This is a genomic window from Trueperella bialowiezensis, assembly GCF_900637955.1.
Taxonomy (GTDB): domain Bacteria; phylum Actinomycetota; class Actinomycetes; order Actinomycetales; family Actinomycetaceae; genus Trueperella; species Trueperella bialowiezensis.
Genome location: NZ_LR134476.1, coordinates 1775735 through 1790652 on the forward strand (window position 1 = coordinate 1775735; position 14918 = coordinate 1790652).

7 protein-coding genes are annotated in these 14918 nt (G+C 62.1%); all 7 read left to right on the forward strand.

Annotated features, from left to right (window positions below; genetic code table 11):
• Positions 1-54: 54 nt before the first annotated feature.
• The 7 genes from ilvD to EL234_RS08080 all read left to right on the forward strand — a co-directional run bounded on the left by ilvD (position 55) and on the right by EL234_RS08080 (position 14915).
• Positions 55-1884: a dihydroxy-acid dehydratase gene (gene ilvD / locus EL234_RS08050; RefSeq protein WP_126416965.1), complete on the forward strand. Its 1830-nt coding sequence runs from the start codon at positions 55-57 to the stop codon at positions 1882-1884.
• 152 nt (positions 1885-2036) lie between these two features.
• Complete coding sequence (locus tag EL234_RS08055) at positions 2037-3029, forward strand: malate dehydrogenase (protein ID WP_126416966.1); 993 nt, start codon at positions 2037-2039, stop codon at positions 3027-3029.
• Positions 3030-3374: 345 nt separating this feature from the next.
• Entirely contained in the window at positions 3375-4409 is a 1035-nt protein-coding gene (locus EL234_RS08060) for an NAD(P)-dependent alcohol dehydrogenase (protein WP_126416967.1), read from the forward strand.
• Positions 4410-4605: 196 nt separating this feature from the next.
• Complete coding sequence (locus tag EL234_RS08065; RefSeq protein WP_126416968.1) at positions 4606-5514, forward strand: biotin--[acetyl-CoA-carboxylase] ligase; 909 nt, start codon at positions 4606-4608, stop codon at positions 5512-5514.
• On the forward strand, positions 5511-7310 hold the full coding sequence (locus EL234_RS08070; RefSeq protein ID WP_277870826.1) for an acetyl/propionyl/methylcrotonyl-CoA carboxylase subunit alpha: 1800 nt from the start codon (positions 5511-5513) through the stop codon (positions 7308-7310). The genes EL234_RS08065 and EL234_RS08070 overlap by 4 nt, the downstream gene beginning before the upstream one ends.
• Positions 7307-8899, forward strand: coding sequence for an acyl-CoA carboxylase subunit beta (locus tag EL234_RS08075; RefSeq protein WP_126416969.1), 1593 nt, complete (start codon positions 7307-7309; stop codon positions 8897-8899). The genes EL234_RS08070 and EL234_RS08075 overlap by 4 nt, the downstream gene beginning before the upstream one ends.
• A 34-nt stretch (positions 8900-8933) precedes the next feature.
• A complete protein-coding gene (locus tag EL234_RS08080) occupies positions 8934-14915 on the forward strand; it encodes a fatty acid synthase subunit beta domain-containing protein (RefSeq protein ID WP_322787196.1) in 5982 nt (1993 codons plus the stop codon).
• Positions 14916-14918: the final 3 nt, after the last annotated feature.

Consider the following 14918-nt stretch of genomic DNA (forward strand, 5'->3'; position numbering starts at 1 on the left):
CACCGGAACAGATGAGTAGACTTGAACGAACACATTTACGTATGAAGGAAAGATATGCCTCAACTTCGTTCAGCAACATCAACCCAGGGCCGGAACATGGCCGGGGCGCGCGCACTCTGGCGCGCAACTGGCATGAAAACTGAGGATTTCGGGAAGCCGATTATTGCGGTGGCTAACTCGTTTACCCAGTTCGTGCCCGGCCACGTGCACTTAAAAGACATGGGCCAGCTCGTCATTAAAGCGATTGAGGATGCCGGCGGCGTCGGCAAAGAATTTAATACGATCGCAGTCGACGACGGGATCGCGATGGGTCACGACGGCATGCTCTACTCGCTGCCCTCGCGCGAAATTATTGCCGACTCGGTCGAGTACATGGTGGAAGCCCACCGTGCCGACGCGCTCGTGTGTATTTCGAACTGTGACAAGATTACGCCCGGCATGCTCATGGCATCGCTGCGGCTGAATATTCCGGTGGTGTTCGTCTCTGGCGGACCGATGGAATCCGGTAAGGCGGTTGAGGGCGTGGTGGACCACAACACGAACCTCATCGACGCGATGACGGAATCGGTCAACGAGAACGTGTCCGACGCCCAGCTGCTCGCCATCGAAGAGGCGGCATGCCCCACGTGTGGATCGTGCTCGGGCATGTTTACCGCCAATTCGATGAACTGCTTGACCGAGGCTCTTGGCCTGTCGCTGCCAGGCAACGGCTCGACCGTGGCCACGGCCCTGCGGCGCAAACAGCTGTTCATCGAGGCTGGGCACATGATCGTTGACCTCGCCAAGCGCTACTACGATAACGACGACGAATCGGTTCTCCCGCGCAACATCGCCAACCGGAACGCGTTCTTAAACGCGATGACGATGGATATCGCCATGGGCGGGTCAACCAACACGGTTCTGCATATTCTGGCGGCTGCCCAGGAAGGCGAGATCGATTTCGACATTTCTGACATCGACGCGCTGTCCCGGAAGACCCCGAACCTGTCAAAGGTCGCTCCGAACTCGGTCATCTACCACATGGAAGACTTCCACCGCGCCGGCGGAATCCCTGCGATCTTGGGTGAACTGTACCGTGGCGGCCTGCTCGAAAAGGACGTCCGATCTATCCACTCCGATTCACTCGAGGAATGGCTGGACGATTGGGACATCCGTAGCGGAAAGGCAACCGACGAGGCGAAGGATCTGTTCGCCGTCGCACCTGGCGGCGTGCGGACCACCGTGGCGTTCTCGCAAGACAAACGCTACGAATCCCACGACCTCGATCCGGTGGACGGCTGTATCCGCAGCGTTGAGCACGCCTACACCGAAGACGGCGGCCTGTGCGTCCTCTATGGCAACATCGCAGAAGACGGATGCGTCATCAAGACGGCCGGCATTGAAGAAGACCTGTTCCACTTTGAAGGCAGGGCCCGCGTGGTGGAATCCCAAGATGCGGCGATCGAGCTCATCTTGTCGAAGTCCGTGGTGCCTGGCGACGTCGTCGTCATCCGCTATGAAGGCCCCAAGGGCGGCCCGGGAATGCAAGAAATGCTTTACCCGACGTCCTACCTGAAGGGCCTTGGGCTGGGCAAGGTGTGTGCGCTGATTACAGACGGGCGTTTTTCGGGTGGTACCTCGGGCCTGTCGATCGGCCATATTTCGCCGGAAGCGGCCTCGGGCGGTGCGATCGGCCTGATTGAAGAAGGCGACCGCATCGTCATCGACGTGCCCGAGCGCAAGCTGCACCTCGATGTGTCCGACGAGGAACTGGACGCCCGGCGTGCTGCCAAGGGTCCGGCTCCCTGGTACCCCAAGCGTGACCGTACGGTGTCGAAGGCCCTGCGCGCATATGCGTCCATGGCCACGTCGGCGTCGTATGGTGCGGTACGCAAGGTCGACTAGACCAACTGGGCCGGCGCATGTCGCCGCTTAGATACTGTCCGCTGCAAGCTTGTTCGCTTTCGGTTCCAAAGGCGAACAAGCAGCGGACTATCCCAGTAGACTGCTACCGTGCGCGCAACGGCGCGTGAAGACCAACGAAGGAGTTTAGATCCATGGCCAAGTCTCCAGTTACCGTTACCGTCACGGGTGCGGCGGGCAACATCGGTTACGCGCTACTATTCCGCATCGCGTCAGGTGCGCTTTTAGGAAATGACGTTCCTGTACGTCTGAACCTGCTTGAGATCCCGCAAGGGCTCAAGGCAGCCGAGGGCACCGCGATGGAGCTCAACGATTCGGCATTCCCGCTTCTTGAGTCCGTCAACATTTACGACGACGCCAACAAGGCTTTCGACGGCTCCTCGGTGGGCCTGCTTGTTGGGGCTCGCCCGCGCACGAAGGGCATGGAGCGCGCCGATCTCCTCGAAGCAAATGGTGGTATTTTCGGCCCGCAAGGCAAGGCCATCAACGACCACGCGGCTGAGGACATTCGCGTGCTCGTCGTCGGCAACCCTGCCAACACGAACGCCGTGATCGCGATGCAGAACGCGCCAGACGTGCCACGCGACCGCTTCACCGCGATGATGCGCCTCGACCACAACCGCGCAATCTCGCAGCTCGCTGAGAAGACGGGCTCGCGCGTTGCTGACATCAAGAAGATGACAGTGTGGGGCAACCACTCTGCTGACCAGCACCCGGACATCTCGTGGGCCACCGTCAACGGTAAGCCAGCAACCGACCTTGTTGATGACGCGTGGGTGAACGAGTACTTCGTACCCACCGTTGCCAAGCGCGGTGCGGCGATCATTGAAGCGCGTGGAGCCTCGTCGGCAGCGTCAGCCGCTTCGGCCGCGATCGATCACGTGTTTGACTGGGTGAATGGCACGCCGGAAGGTGACTGGACCACGCCTGGCATCTACTCTGACGGCTCGCACTACGGCGTACCGGAAGGCCTCATCTTCGGCTTCCCGGCCATCGCCGAGGGCGGCGAGTGGAAGGTTGTTGAAGGTCTGGAGATTTCCGAGGCCACCCAGGTGGGTATCGATCGCAACATCAAGGCGGCGCAGGAAGAACTCGACGCGGTTCGCGCACTCGGCCTGATCAAGTAAGCGCGGTCTGTTTAAGTAAATCGCGTGCGGCCGAGTTCTCAGTAACTCGCTGCAAGCTATCCTAGGCGGGGCAGAGGGGATATCCTCTGCCCCGCCTCTGCTATCTTTTCGCGCCGGCACGTCTTCTGCCACACTGCAATAAGTTTGCTACTACAGCAATAGTGCCTGGAATAGCGAGCGCGGCAACGCTTTTTAGAATCATTATAAAGACGGGAGTCTGCTGGTAAAACGCCCTCGAACGCGCGGATTTAGAGCTACGATGTAAAAGGAGTCGCAGGAGACAACGAGGTCTGCTGCTCCGGCTCGTAGCAAAGATGCGCGAACCAATAGCTAGAAGGGAGAATCATGAAGGCAGTTCAGTATCGAGAGATTGGAAAACCGCCGGAGTACGTAGACGTGGAAGACCCAACTCCGCCGCCAGGTGGCATGGTCATCAAGGTCCTCGCATCCGGCTTGTGTCATTCGGACGAGTTCGTGATGAGCCTTGATGAAAAGACCTTCCGTGAAGCTTACGGTTACGAGTTGCCGATGACTCTCGGCCACGAGTCCGCCGGTGAGATTGTGGAACTGGGGGAGGGCACGAAGGGCGTCGAGGTTGGCGACCGCGTACTCGTCTACGGCTGCTGGGGCTGTGGTGTGTGTGATTTATGTGCACGCGGAAATGAGAACCTGTGCCGCCGCGGCATGACCTCGCCGGGCTTCGCCGAGCCGGGCGGTATGGCTGAATATATGGCTGTGGATTCGGTGCAACACATCGTGCCGATCGAAGATCTTGACCCGATCAAGATGGCTCCGCTCAACGACGCCGGCCTTACCCCGTACTCGATCATTAAGCGTTTCCGGCACAAGCTTCGCGCCGGATCGACTGCCGTGGTGATCGGCGCCGGCGGTCTTGGTCACGTGGCGATCCAGTTGCTGCGCCGCATGTCCGACGCACAGGGGATCGCGCTTGACCTCAAGGGGCCAAAGCTGCAGTTCGCAAAGGAAGTGGGTGCTCACCACGCCCTCGTCTCGGAGCCTGCCGCTGCGAAGAAAGTTCTCGAATTGTCCAGCGGGCGCGGCGCGGATCTCGTTCTCGACTTTGTCGCCAACGGACCAACGCCCGATCTTGCAGTGGCCTGTGGTGGCATCCAATCTGCGGTCGTGTTCGCAGGAGCTGGTTCAGGGCATGCCAAGGTCGGCTTCGGAATCGTGCCGTGGGAGATGGAGCTTTCCAACTCGTTGTGGGGCACACGCCTTGAGCTCATGGAGCTCGTGGAGATGGCCAAGCGCGAACCGCTGGAGATTCGCACCACCCCGTTCCCACTCGAGCTGGCGCCCATGGCATACCGGATGTTGCATGAGGGCAAGATCGACGGGCGCGCCGTGTGCGTGCCGTAAACACATGAAGTGAGCCTAGAAGCTCATGCGGCAGGGCTCGGCGTCTCTTTCGAGGCGCCGAGCCCTAAAGTTACGGAACCGTTATAAACCTCACAGGGGCCGGTTTTCGGCGTGAAAACTGGCCAAAGTGGGCGTCGGGGCTCGCGACACGCGGGAAGTTACCCTACCGTAGCGTAACTTACGTTAGGGTAACCGCATGGCTAAACCACTTGCCGATAGCTGTGCGAAACACGCGCGCTACACCGTTCACCGGGTAGAGACCACCACCTCTACCCAGGATGCCGTGCGCGCACTCACCGACGCCGCGCATCTGACCACCGTGGTTGCCGATCGCCAAACAGCGGGGCGCGGGCGCCTTGGCCGAATATGGGAATCACCAGCACGCCAGTCGCTTCTAGCCTCAACTTTCCTCACCCTTCCCGATACGCCACTTATGCGTGATCGAATCGGATTCCTTACTTTGATCAGCGCTGCGGCAATGCGCGCCGCGCTCGCGAAACTTACCGGCTTTAGTATCGAGGTCAAGTTCCCGAATGACCTCGTGATCAGCACGGGCGGAGCACCCGGCAAGATTGCGGGGGTGCTCGGCGAGTTCTTGCCAGAGCACACTAGCGAGCGCGGGGAACTATGTGCAGTGGTTGGGGTCGGCGTAAATATCTACCAACAACAAGGCGTACTGCCTGCGGGCGGTACGTCGCTCGCACTCGTGACTAACGCCAGCACGGAGAACACGATGCTGGCTGCCGCCGAAGCCCAATCCGCACCCCAATCTGTGATTGACGCGCTCCTCGATTGTTACCTCACCGAACTCGATGAACGCGTCAGCGCCTTTGCCACAGCTGGAAACCGCGCCCCCGTCATTGCCGAAATTAACGAACATCTTTATGGCAAGGGCGCCGAGATGACCGTGGCCGGGCACACCGGCATCCTCACAGGTCTCACGCCTGAGGCGGACCTCCTGCTCGAAGGCGAAACCCCCGCTCGTATCTCACCGGGCGATGTTGCGATGTTTGCCGACGACGACACGCACCCAGCCGCGCCAGCTGCCAAAGCTGCACACGTACTCACACAAGCCACCACTAACAAAAAGGACGACCAACCGTGAAAATTCTGATTGCTAATCGTTCGGAGATCGCCATGCGCGTGATCCGAACGGCGAAAGACATGGGAATCCCAGCCGTTGTTGGCTATGCGGATTCTGATTTTGGCACCCCGTTCACCCGCTTCGCTGACGAAGCTTACGCACTGGGTGGCACGAGCTATGCCGATACGTATATGAACGGCGACAAGCTCATTGCGCTGGCGAAGCAGACGGAGGCGACGGCAATCCATCCCGGATATGGTTTCCTGTCGGAAAGCCCAGAGTTCGCACAAGCTGTTGCGGACGCGGGACTGACGTGGATTGGCCCGTCCCCGCATACGCTGCGCGCGCTTGGCGATAAGATTTCGGCACGCCAGCTTGCCCAGGCCGCGGGCGTTGCACCCGTGCCGGGCATCTCCGAGGCGATCACAAGCCGCGCCGAAGTCGAAGAGTTTATTGCCCAGTGGGGTTACCCGATCGTCACGAAGAAGGCCGACGGCGGTGGCGGCCGTGGCATCACGATCATCCGCTCGGACGGCGATCTGGATCATTTCTTTGCGGCAGCTGGCCCGAATCCGCAGGGCGTGTTCGTCGAGAAGTTCCTCGAAAATTCCCGCCATGTGGAAACCCAGTGCATGCGCGATTCGCATGGCAACTTCGCAGTGGTTTCCACTCGTGACTGCTCGATTCAGCGCCGCAATCAAAAGCTCATCGAAGAGGCACCCGCGCCGGGGCTGAGCGAGGAGCAGGAACGTAAACTCACCGACTGGTCGCGCGCACTGTTCGAGGGTGCCGATTTCGTGGGCCTTGGCACGTGCGAGTTTCTTGTGGCGCCGGGCGAGCACGGTGATGTCTTCTTCCTTGAGGTCAACCCGCGCCTCCAGGTGGAGCACACGGTTTCCGAAGAAGTCAGCGGCATTGACCTGGTGCGCGAACAGATCCGGATCGCGAGCGGCGAGCAGATGTCCCCGGTGCCCGAACCGGTGGGCCATTCTTTCGAGTTCCGCATCACTTGCGAAGATCCGCGTAACGACATGATGCCCAGCGAAGGCACGATTACGAAGCTGCATTGGCCGCTCGGGCACGGGGTGCGGATCGAGGCGGGAGTCTCGCAGGGCGACGTCGTCACGTCGGCTTTCGATTCGATGCTTGCCAAAGTGATCGTGACTGGTCCGAGCCGCGAGATCGCGATTGCGCGGTCGGTGCGTGCGCTTGCCGAGCTCGCGATGGAGGGTATTGCCACGCCGGTGCCAATGTATCGCGACCTGATTGCTACCGAGCGTTTTGCGAACGTGGACTATTCCACTCGCTGGTTTGAAGAAGTGTTTTTGCCGAACTGGCAGGAGGTAGCCGCGCAGGATCCGGCGATGGCCGTGACCCGGCAGGCACCTGCTACTACGACGGGCGCGCCAACCGCGCCCACCCCGGAGCAGGAGACTTTCCTGATCGAGGTGGATGGCAAGCTTTCTCAGTTGCGCGTGCCAAAGGGAATGTTTGCCAGTGGGCAGGCTGCGCCCGCGCGGCGTCCGCAACCGTTGCGCCGCGCACACCGCACTCGCGAACAGATAGCAGGAACCAGCGAGGCGAACGGTGACGTGCGCTCGCCGATTCAAGCGATTGTTGTGCGCGTGGTTGTGGAACCGGGCGCGCAGGTGCGCGAGGGCGATCTGCTCGTCGTGCTGGAGTCCATGAAGATGGAGAGCTACGTGTATGCGCCCGTTGACGGCGTCGTTGACACGATCACCACAAGCGAAGGTGCGAACGTGGCCGCGGGAGACGCGCTACTGACGATCGCGGAAGCTGGAAAGGACAACTCATGAGGTCGGATTTTAGTTTGACGCCCACGGACGAGGCGCTCACGATTGACACCTCGTCGCGCGAGGTGGACCGCGACCGGTTCATCACTTACCAAAATGCGCTGACCGACAAGGCGGAGGCGAAGGCGAAGGATCGCCAGCATGCCAAGGGCAAGATGACGGCGCGCGAGCGCATTAACGAACTGCTTGATCCGGGCTCGTTCACGGAGATTGGTCAGTTCGTGGGCGGGAACGTGGCTGAGGGCTTCCAGGGTGCTGCGGTCACGTGCGGGCTCGGCCAGATCGACGGCCGCCAAGTAGCGATCTACGCGCAGGATTTCTCGGTTCAGGGCGGAACGCTCGGTGAGGCTGAGGGCGACAAGATCATTTCCACGATTGATAAGGCGCTCATGTTGCGCATCCCGGTGATCGGGATTATGGATTCGGGCGGCGCCCGGATTCAGGAGGGCGTGGTGGCGCTTGGCCAGTATGGCCGGATTTTTAAGAAGACGTGCCAGGCCTCGGGGGTTATCCCGCAGATTTCGCTGATCCTGGGCCCGTGTGCGGGCGGCGCGGTGTATTCGCCGGCGCTCACGGATTTCATCATCATGACGAAGGACAATTCGCACATGTTCGTTACGGGCCCGGACGTGGTGCGTGCGACGACGGGCGAGGACGTCTCGTTCGCAGATCTGGGTGGCGCGCAGGTGCACAACTTCCAGTCGGGCGTGGCGCACTACCTGGCAGAAGATGAGGAAGACGCGCTCGATTACACGCGTACGCTCCTGACCTATCTGCCCTCCTCGGCAGATGATCCAGTGCCGAGCTATGACTACATGGGCGAAGAAGCGCCGGTGGACCTGGGTGCGCTCGTGCCGGACGAGACGAAGGTGCCCTATGACATCGTGGACGTGATCTCCGGGATCGTCGATTACGGCGAGTTCGTGCAAATCCAAGAGTATTTCGCACGCAATATTGTGGTGGGCTTTGCCTGCATCGAAGGCCGTTCGGTGGGGATCGTGGCGAACCAGCCGATGGTCGACGCCGGAACGCTCGATGTGGACGCCTCCGAAAAGGCGGCGCGTTTCGTGCAGTTCTGCGACGCGTTCTTCATTCCGGTCGTCACGCTCGTGGACGTGCCGGGATACCGCCCGGGTACCCAGCAGGAGCAGGCCGGCATTATTCGCCGCGGCGCGAAGCTGATTTGGGCGTATGCCACGGCGTCGGTGCCGCTCATCACCGTCATTTTGCGCAAGGCCTACGGCGGTGCCTACATCGTCATGGGTTCGAAGTCGCTGGGCGGGGATCTCGTCTACGCCTGGCCGGGCGCAGAGATCGCTGTGCTCGGTGCCGACGGCGCGGTGTCAATTATTCATCGCCGCGAACTGGCCAAGGCCCGCGAGGAGGGCAACGAGGCGCAGGTGCGTGCCGAGCTGTCCGATGAGTACACACGCAAAAACGTCAATCCTTATCTTTCGGTGGCTCGCGGAGAGCTCGACGGCATTATCGCACCGGCCGACACCCGCGCCACCATCGCTGCCTCACTTGAGGCGCTCCAAACCAAGAACGTTCGATACCACGGGCCTTCACGCCACGGCAACATGCCGATGTAGCGCCCGCCAAACCAACTCACTAGGAGAAAATTTCATGACACTTGCTCGTAAACTTGAAGATGGCACGCCCTACGTGCTGCAGTTTGGCGGTCAGGCCACCCCGTGGCGTACAGCCTTGAAGGATCTGGCTGAAGATAGCGCGTTGCGTTCCACGCTGGAGGCCGCGATCGCGCGTTCCGATGAGCTGCTTGCTCCGGTGTTGCCGGAGATCACGCGGATTAGCGCGGGTAAGCTCGACCTATTTGGCAACCCGTCCACTGACGCGTTCGCCTCCGTGCCGGGAATCTTGCTCGCCCAATACGGCGCGTTGCTCGACTTCCAGGTGATGGCAAAACCGCAGCAGACGATCGGCTATTCGCAAGGCGTGCTTGGCGTTGCACTTGCGCAGAAGGTCGATGACGCCGAACACGCGGCCCGCGTTTTCGCTCTGGCTCGCCTGATTGGCGCGGCGGCCACCAAGGTCACCCGCGCTGAGGGGGCAGCCCGCCACGGTGAGCTCACCCCGATGATGGCCGTGCGCGGGATCTCTCAGGAAGCCCTGGCAAAGATCGTGGAGCGCCACAACGGCGTGTCCCTTGCGATCCGCAACACGCGCACGTCGTTCACGATTTCCGGCATTCCCGCCGAACTCGACGCGGTGCGCCGCGACTTGGCCGACCTGGCGGCAGCTGAAGAAAAGGCGCGCGAGGATAAGACGATCGGCGGAGCCGCAATCCAGCCGATCACCGACTTCCTTGACGTGTCCGCCCCGTTCCATTCCCCGCTGCTCGCCCCGGCTCTCGCTCAGGTACACGACTGGGTGGCGCAGTGCGATTTCGGCGGCGACTACGACGTCGATGCGCTCGCGGCTGCCGTCCTCACCGAGCCGCTGGACTGGAATGCGGTGTTCGCAGATGCTATGGCCGGAGCGCAGTGGGTCATCGACCTTGGCCCGGGCGCAGGGCTGAGCCGCATCACTGAGGAAAACATTCGCGGTATGGGCATCGGCTACGTCAACGCAGCGAGCTCGAACGCGCGCGATCAGATCATGATCCCAGGCAATAACTGGACGCCGGGCGAAGACTGGTCGCAGTTCGCACCGAAGCTGGCTCGCCTGGATGACGGCCAGCTCGTCGTCGACACGAAGTTCACCCGTCTCACTGGCCGCGCGCCAGTCCTGCTTGCGGGAATGACGCCAACCACCGTGGAGCCCGACATCGTGGCAGCCGCCGCGAACGCCGGCTACTGGGTAGAAATGGCCGGTGGCGGTCAGGTGACCGAGCAGGTCTTCGAAAATAACCTGGCCGGGCTGGTTGACCAGCTTGAGCCGGGCCGTACCGCCCAGTTCAACGCCATGTACATGGATCGCTACCTGTGGAACCTCCAGTTCGGCACCCAGCACATTGTGACGCGGGACCGCGAATCGGGCGCGCCGTTTGACGGCGTCGTCGTGTCCGCCGGTATTCCGGAACTGGAAGAAGGCATCGAGCTCGTCACCGAGTTGCGTGCGAAGGGCTTCACCTACGTGGCCTTCAAGCCGGGCACGGTGGAGCAGATCCGCCAAGTGCTCGACATCGCTCGCGGCGTGGACGACGACGTTCCCGTGTTGATCATGGTCGAAGACGGCCATGCGGGCGGCCACCATTCGTGGGAGGACCTCGACCAGCTGCTGCTAGCCACCTATGAAGATATTCGCCGCGAACCGAACACGATCCTCGTGGCCGGCGGCGGCCTGGGCGTGCCCGAACGCGCCGCAGCGTTCTTGACGGGTGAGTGGGCGCTCGCGCACAGCAACGTCAAGATGCCGGTGGACGCGATCATGATCGGCACGGCTGCGATGACGGCGAAGGAAGCTAAGACGAACGACGACGTCAAGCAGCTCCTCGTTGACACGCCGGGCGTGGCTCCGGAAGATAACGCCGGCTGGGTTGGCCAAGGTGAAGTCAACGGGGGAGTGACCTCGGGCCTGTCGCACCTGCTCGCTGACATGTACGAGATCGAAAACTCGGCCTCTCAGGCAGCTCGCCTCATCATCGAGGTGCATAACGATCCGGAGGCGCTCGAAGAGCGCCGCGACGAGATCATTGAGACGATCAACAAGACGGCCAAGCCGTACTTCGGTGATCTGGAGAAGATGACGTACGCGGACGTGCTGCGCCGCTATGTTGAGCTGTGCCACCCGTGGAATGACATTTCGTGGATTCAGCGTTTCCACGAACTGGCTCAGCGCGTTGAGGCTCGCCTGGCGCCGGTGGAGAGCGGCGAGATCGTCTCGATGTTCCCTGATACCGCGTCGGTGGAAGAGCCGCAGGCTGTGATCGACCAGTTGCTTGCGGCTTACCCGCAGGCAGAGCAGATCAACCTCACCACTTTCGATTCGGCGTGGTTCGTGGATCTGTGCCGCAAGTATGCCAAGCCGGTGCCGTTCGTTCCGACGATCGACGGCTCGCTGCTGCGCTCGTGGGGTACCGATGGTCTGTGGCAGTCGCACGATCCGCGCTACACGGCCGACCAGGTGCGTATTATCCCCGGCCCGGTCTCCGTGGCAGGCATTACCAAAGTCAACGAGCCGGTGGCAGATATTCTCGCCCGCTACGAAGACGCCACGATCACCGCGCTGGGCGGGGCAGGCGCGGCCGAGATCGGCGAGCGCTACTCGCGCGCTTGTAATTCGGTGGAGGACTACATCCGCACCAGCCCGCACATTCAGTGGCACGGCCATCTCATGACGAACCCGGCCACCGTCGTCGACGACTACGATCTGGTCAAGACGGACAAGGGCTACGACATCGTCGTCAATCTTGACACGATGTGGGACGGCACTGACGCAAACCAGCATGCTGTGCGCGAGCTGCGCGTTCCGCTCCTCATCCCGGAGGGTGCGACGACGGGCGCGGTGCCGGTTGTCGACGACGAGCGGCTGCCGGAAGCGATGTACGGCCTGCTCGCGGCGACGGCGGGCGTGGGCGCCCCGAACCCGATGGGCGACCACATCACCGAACTGCCGAAGATTCACCCGGATTCGCCGGATTCCGAATTCGGTGAAGCGCACTACCGCTTCTCGTTGCGCCCCGAACTGGGCACCTTGCACGCGGGAGTGTCGGCCGATTCCTTGCCGTCATCGCTCAAGCTTGCTCCGATCGTGCCCTCGGCCGTGCTTGGCATGTGCTGGCCGGCGATCTACGCGGCACTCGGCTCGGCGATCGTGGACGACTACCCGGTGATCGAAGGTCTGCTGAACGCTGTTCACCTCGATCACACCGAAAACCTGGACACCGATAGGTTGGCAGGCCTCGATCACCTCGATGCTCGCTCGCGGTGTACGTCTTATTCTGAGTCGAGCTCCGGGCGCGTCGTCGTCGTGGAAACCGAGCTGACCCACGAGGGGCAGTTCGTCGGCTCGTTCATTGAGCGCTTCGCGATCCGCGGGCGCGTGTTCGGCAAGGAACTGCCGGCTGATCCTCCGTACGCGGGTGGTATCGAACAAGAAATCCGCGATACCCCGCGCTCGGTGCTGCGCCGAGTGCAGGTGACCGCGCCGTCAGACATGACTCCGTTCGCGATGGTCTCGGGCGACTACAACCCGATCCACACGTCTTACCGCGCCGCCAAGGTGGCGGGTATGCACGCTCCGCTCGTGCACGGCATGTGGCTGTGTGCAGCTGCGCAACACGCCGTGTCTGCCACGGATGAGGACGGCCACCGTTGGCACATCCAAGGCTGGACGTACCGCATGTACGGCACGGTGGATCTGAACGACGAGGTGGACATCTCGGTCGAACGCATCGGTTCTGTTGCCGGTGGCGGCCTCATCCTTGAGGTCAACTGCCGGGTAAACAAGAACGTCGTCTCGCAGGCGACTGCCACAGTGACCCCGGCGAAGACGGCCTACGTGTACCCGGGTCAGGGCGTGCAGGCTCAGGGCATGGCCCTGTCCGAACGTGGAGTCTCGCCTGCCGCACGCGAGGTGTGGGAACGCGCCGACGCGCACACCCGCAAGGCACTCGACTTCTCGATCCTTGCCATCGTGCGGGATAACCCGCAAGAACTCACGGCTAAGGGAGTTACGTACCGCCATCCGCAGGGCGTGCTCAACCTGACCCAGTTCACCCAGGTGGCACTGGCTACCGTGGCCTTTGCACAGACTGAACGCCTGCGTGAAGCTGGCGCTCTGGTGGAAGGCTCGTACTTGGCTGGCCATTCGCTTGGTGAATACAACGCGCTGTCGGCTTACGGGCAGATCTTCCCGCTCGAGACCGTGATCGAGATCGTGTTCCACCGCGGTTCGACGATGCACAACCTTGTGCCACGCGATGCTGAGGGGCGTTCGAACTACCAGATGGGTGCGCTGCGCCCGAACCAGTTCGGGGTGGGCGACGACGAGGTAGCCGACTACGTTGCTTCGGTTGCTGAAGCATCCGGTGAGTTTATCGAGATCGTCAACTACAACCTGGCCGGCGAACAGTATTCGATTGCTGGCACGGTGGCAGGCATTGAGGCGCTCGCGGCCGATTCGGCGGCACGTGCCAAGGCTGCCGGCGGTAAGAGCCCGTTCATGCTGGTTCCCGGCATTGACGTGCCGTTCCACTCGACGGTTCTGCGCGGCGGCGTACCCGACTTCCGCGAGCTACTCGAAAGCTTGCTACCGGAAGAGATCGATCCGCAGATCCTCGTGGGCCGCTACATCCCGAACCTGGTGGCACGCCCGTTCGAGCTGACCACGGACTTCCTGGATTCCATCCTCGAGGTCGTGCCATCCGAGACGGTGGCCGACCTGCGCTCGCGGTGGAACGAGATCGACGTGGACGCGAACGCTGGCAAGGTGACGCGCGCCCTGCTGATCGAGCTTCTGGCCTGGCAGTTCGCCTCGCCGGTGCGCTGGATTGAAACCCAGGACTTCCTGTTCCGCGCAACCGCCGACGGCGGAGCCTGCGTGGAGACGCTCGTTGAGATTGGTTTGGGTGCGGCTCCCACGCTCGCGAACCTTGCAGCAAAGACGTTGGCTCAGCCGCAGTTCGCGGCCCGGCGCGTCAACGTTTACAACGTTCAGCGTGACGAGAAGATCGTCTACCACCAAGATCAGGCGAGCGCGCAGCTGCCTGTGGACGACGAGGCACCGGCAGATGCGTCGGCAGAAGCAGCCGCTGCACAGCCGGCTCCGGCCGAGCAGACTCCAGCTGCGGAAGCTGCTCCAGCGCCGGCGCCCGAGCCTGCGGCACCGGCAGCTCCGGCTGCCCCAGCGGCGTCCGGCCCGGTTGCCGATATTACGTTCGATGCCGCGGACGCGATCCGCGTGCTACTGGCCGAGTCCAACAAGCTGACGCTCGATGACATCGGGGACGCCGACAACGTCGAGACCTTAACCAACGGCGTGTCGTCCAAGCGCAACCAGGTGCTCATGGACATGAGCTCCGAGCTCAACCTGTCGTCTATCGACGGCGCTGCTGAAGCGTCGGTCGCCGAACTGTCGAAGACTGTCAACAAGCTCGCACACAACTACAAGCCGTTCGGCCCGGTGCTCTCCGAAGCCGTGGCAGATCGTATCCGCAAGCTGTTCGGAGCGGCCGGCCTTCGCCTTGATCACATTCGCGAGCGCGTGTCCGGAACCTGGGCTCTGGGCGAGGGCTGGATCGCGTGGACGACGGCGGTCATCCTGCTGGAGACCCGTGAAGGTAAGTCTGCCCGCGGTTCTGAGCTGGCTGGTTTGCCGACTGCTCCGACCTCTGTGGCTGAGGTGGACGCACTCGTGGATGCGGCCGTGGAGCGCGTGGGCGCGATCAAGGGCGTGGCGGTTGCTAAGCCGAGCGCTGGCGGAGCGGCCGGTGGCGGCGTCGTCGATTCTGCTGCTCTGGATGCCTTTAGCGAGGAAATCACCTCGGTGCTTGCCGATAACGCGCGCGATCTGCTGGAGCGTCTGGGTAAGACGAGCCCGGCCGCCGTCGCCAAGATGGACGACACCGAGCTGGTGGAGGCGGTCTCTGCCGAACTGGGCTCGAACTGGCCGAAGCTGGTTTCCCCGACGTTCTCGGCGAAGTAAGGC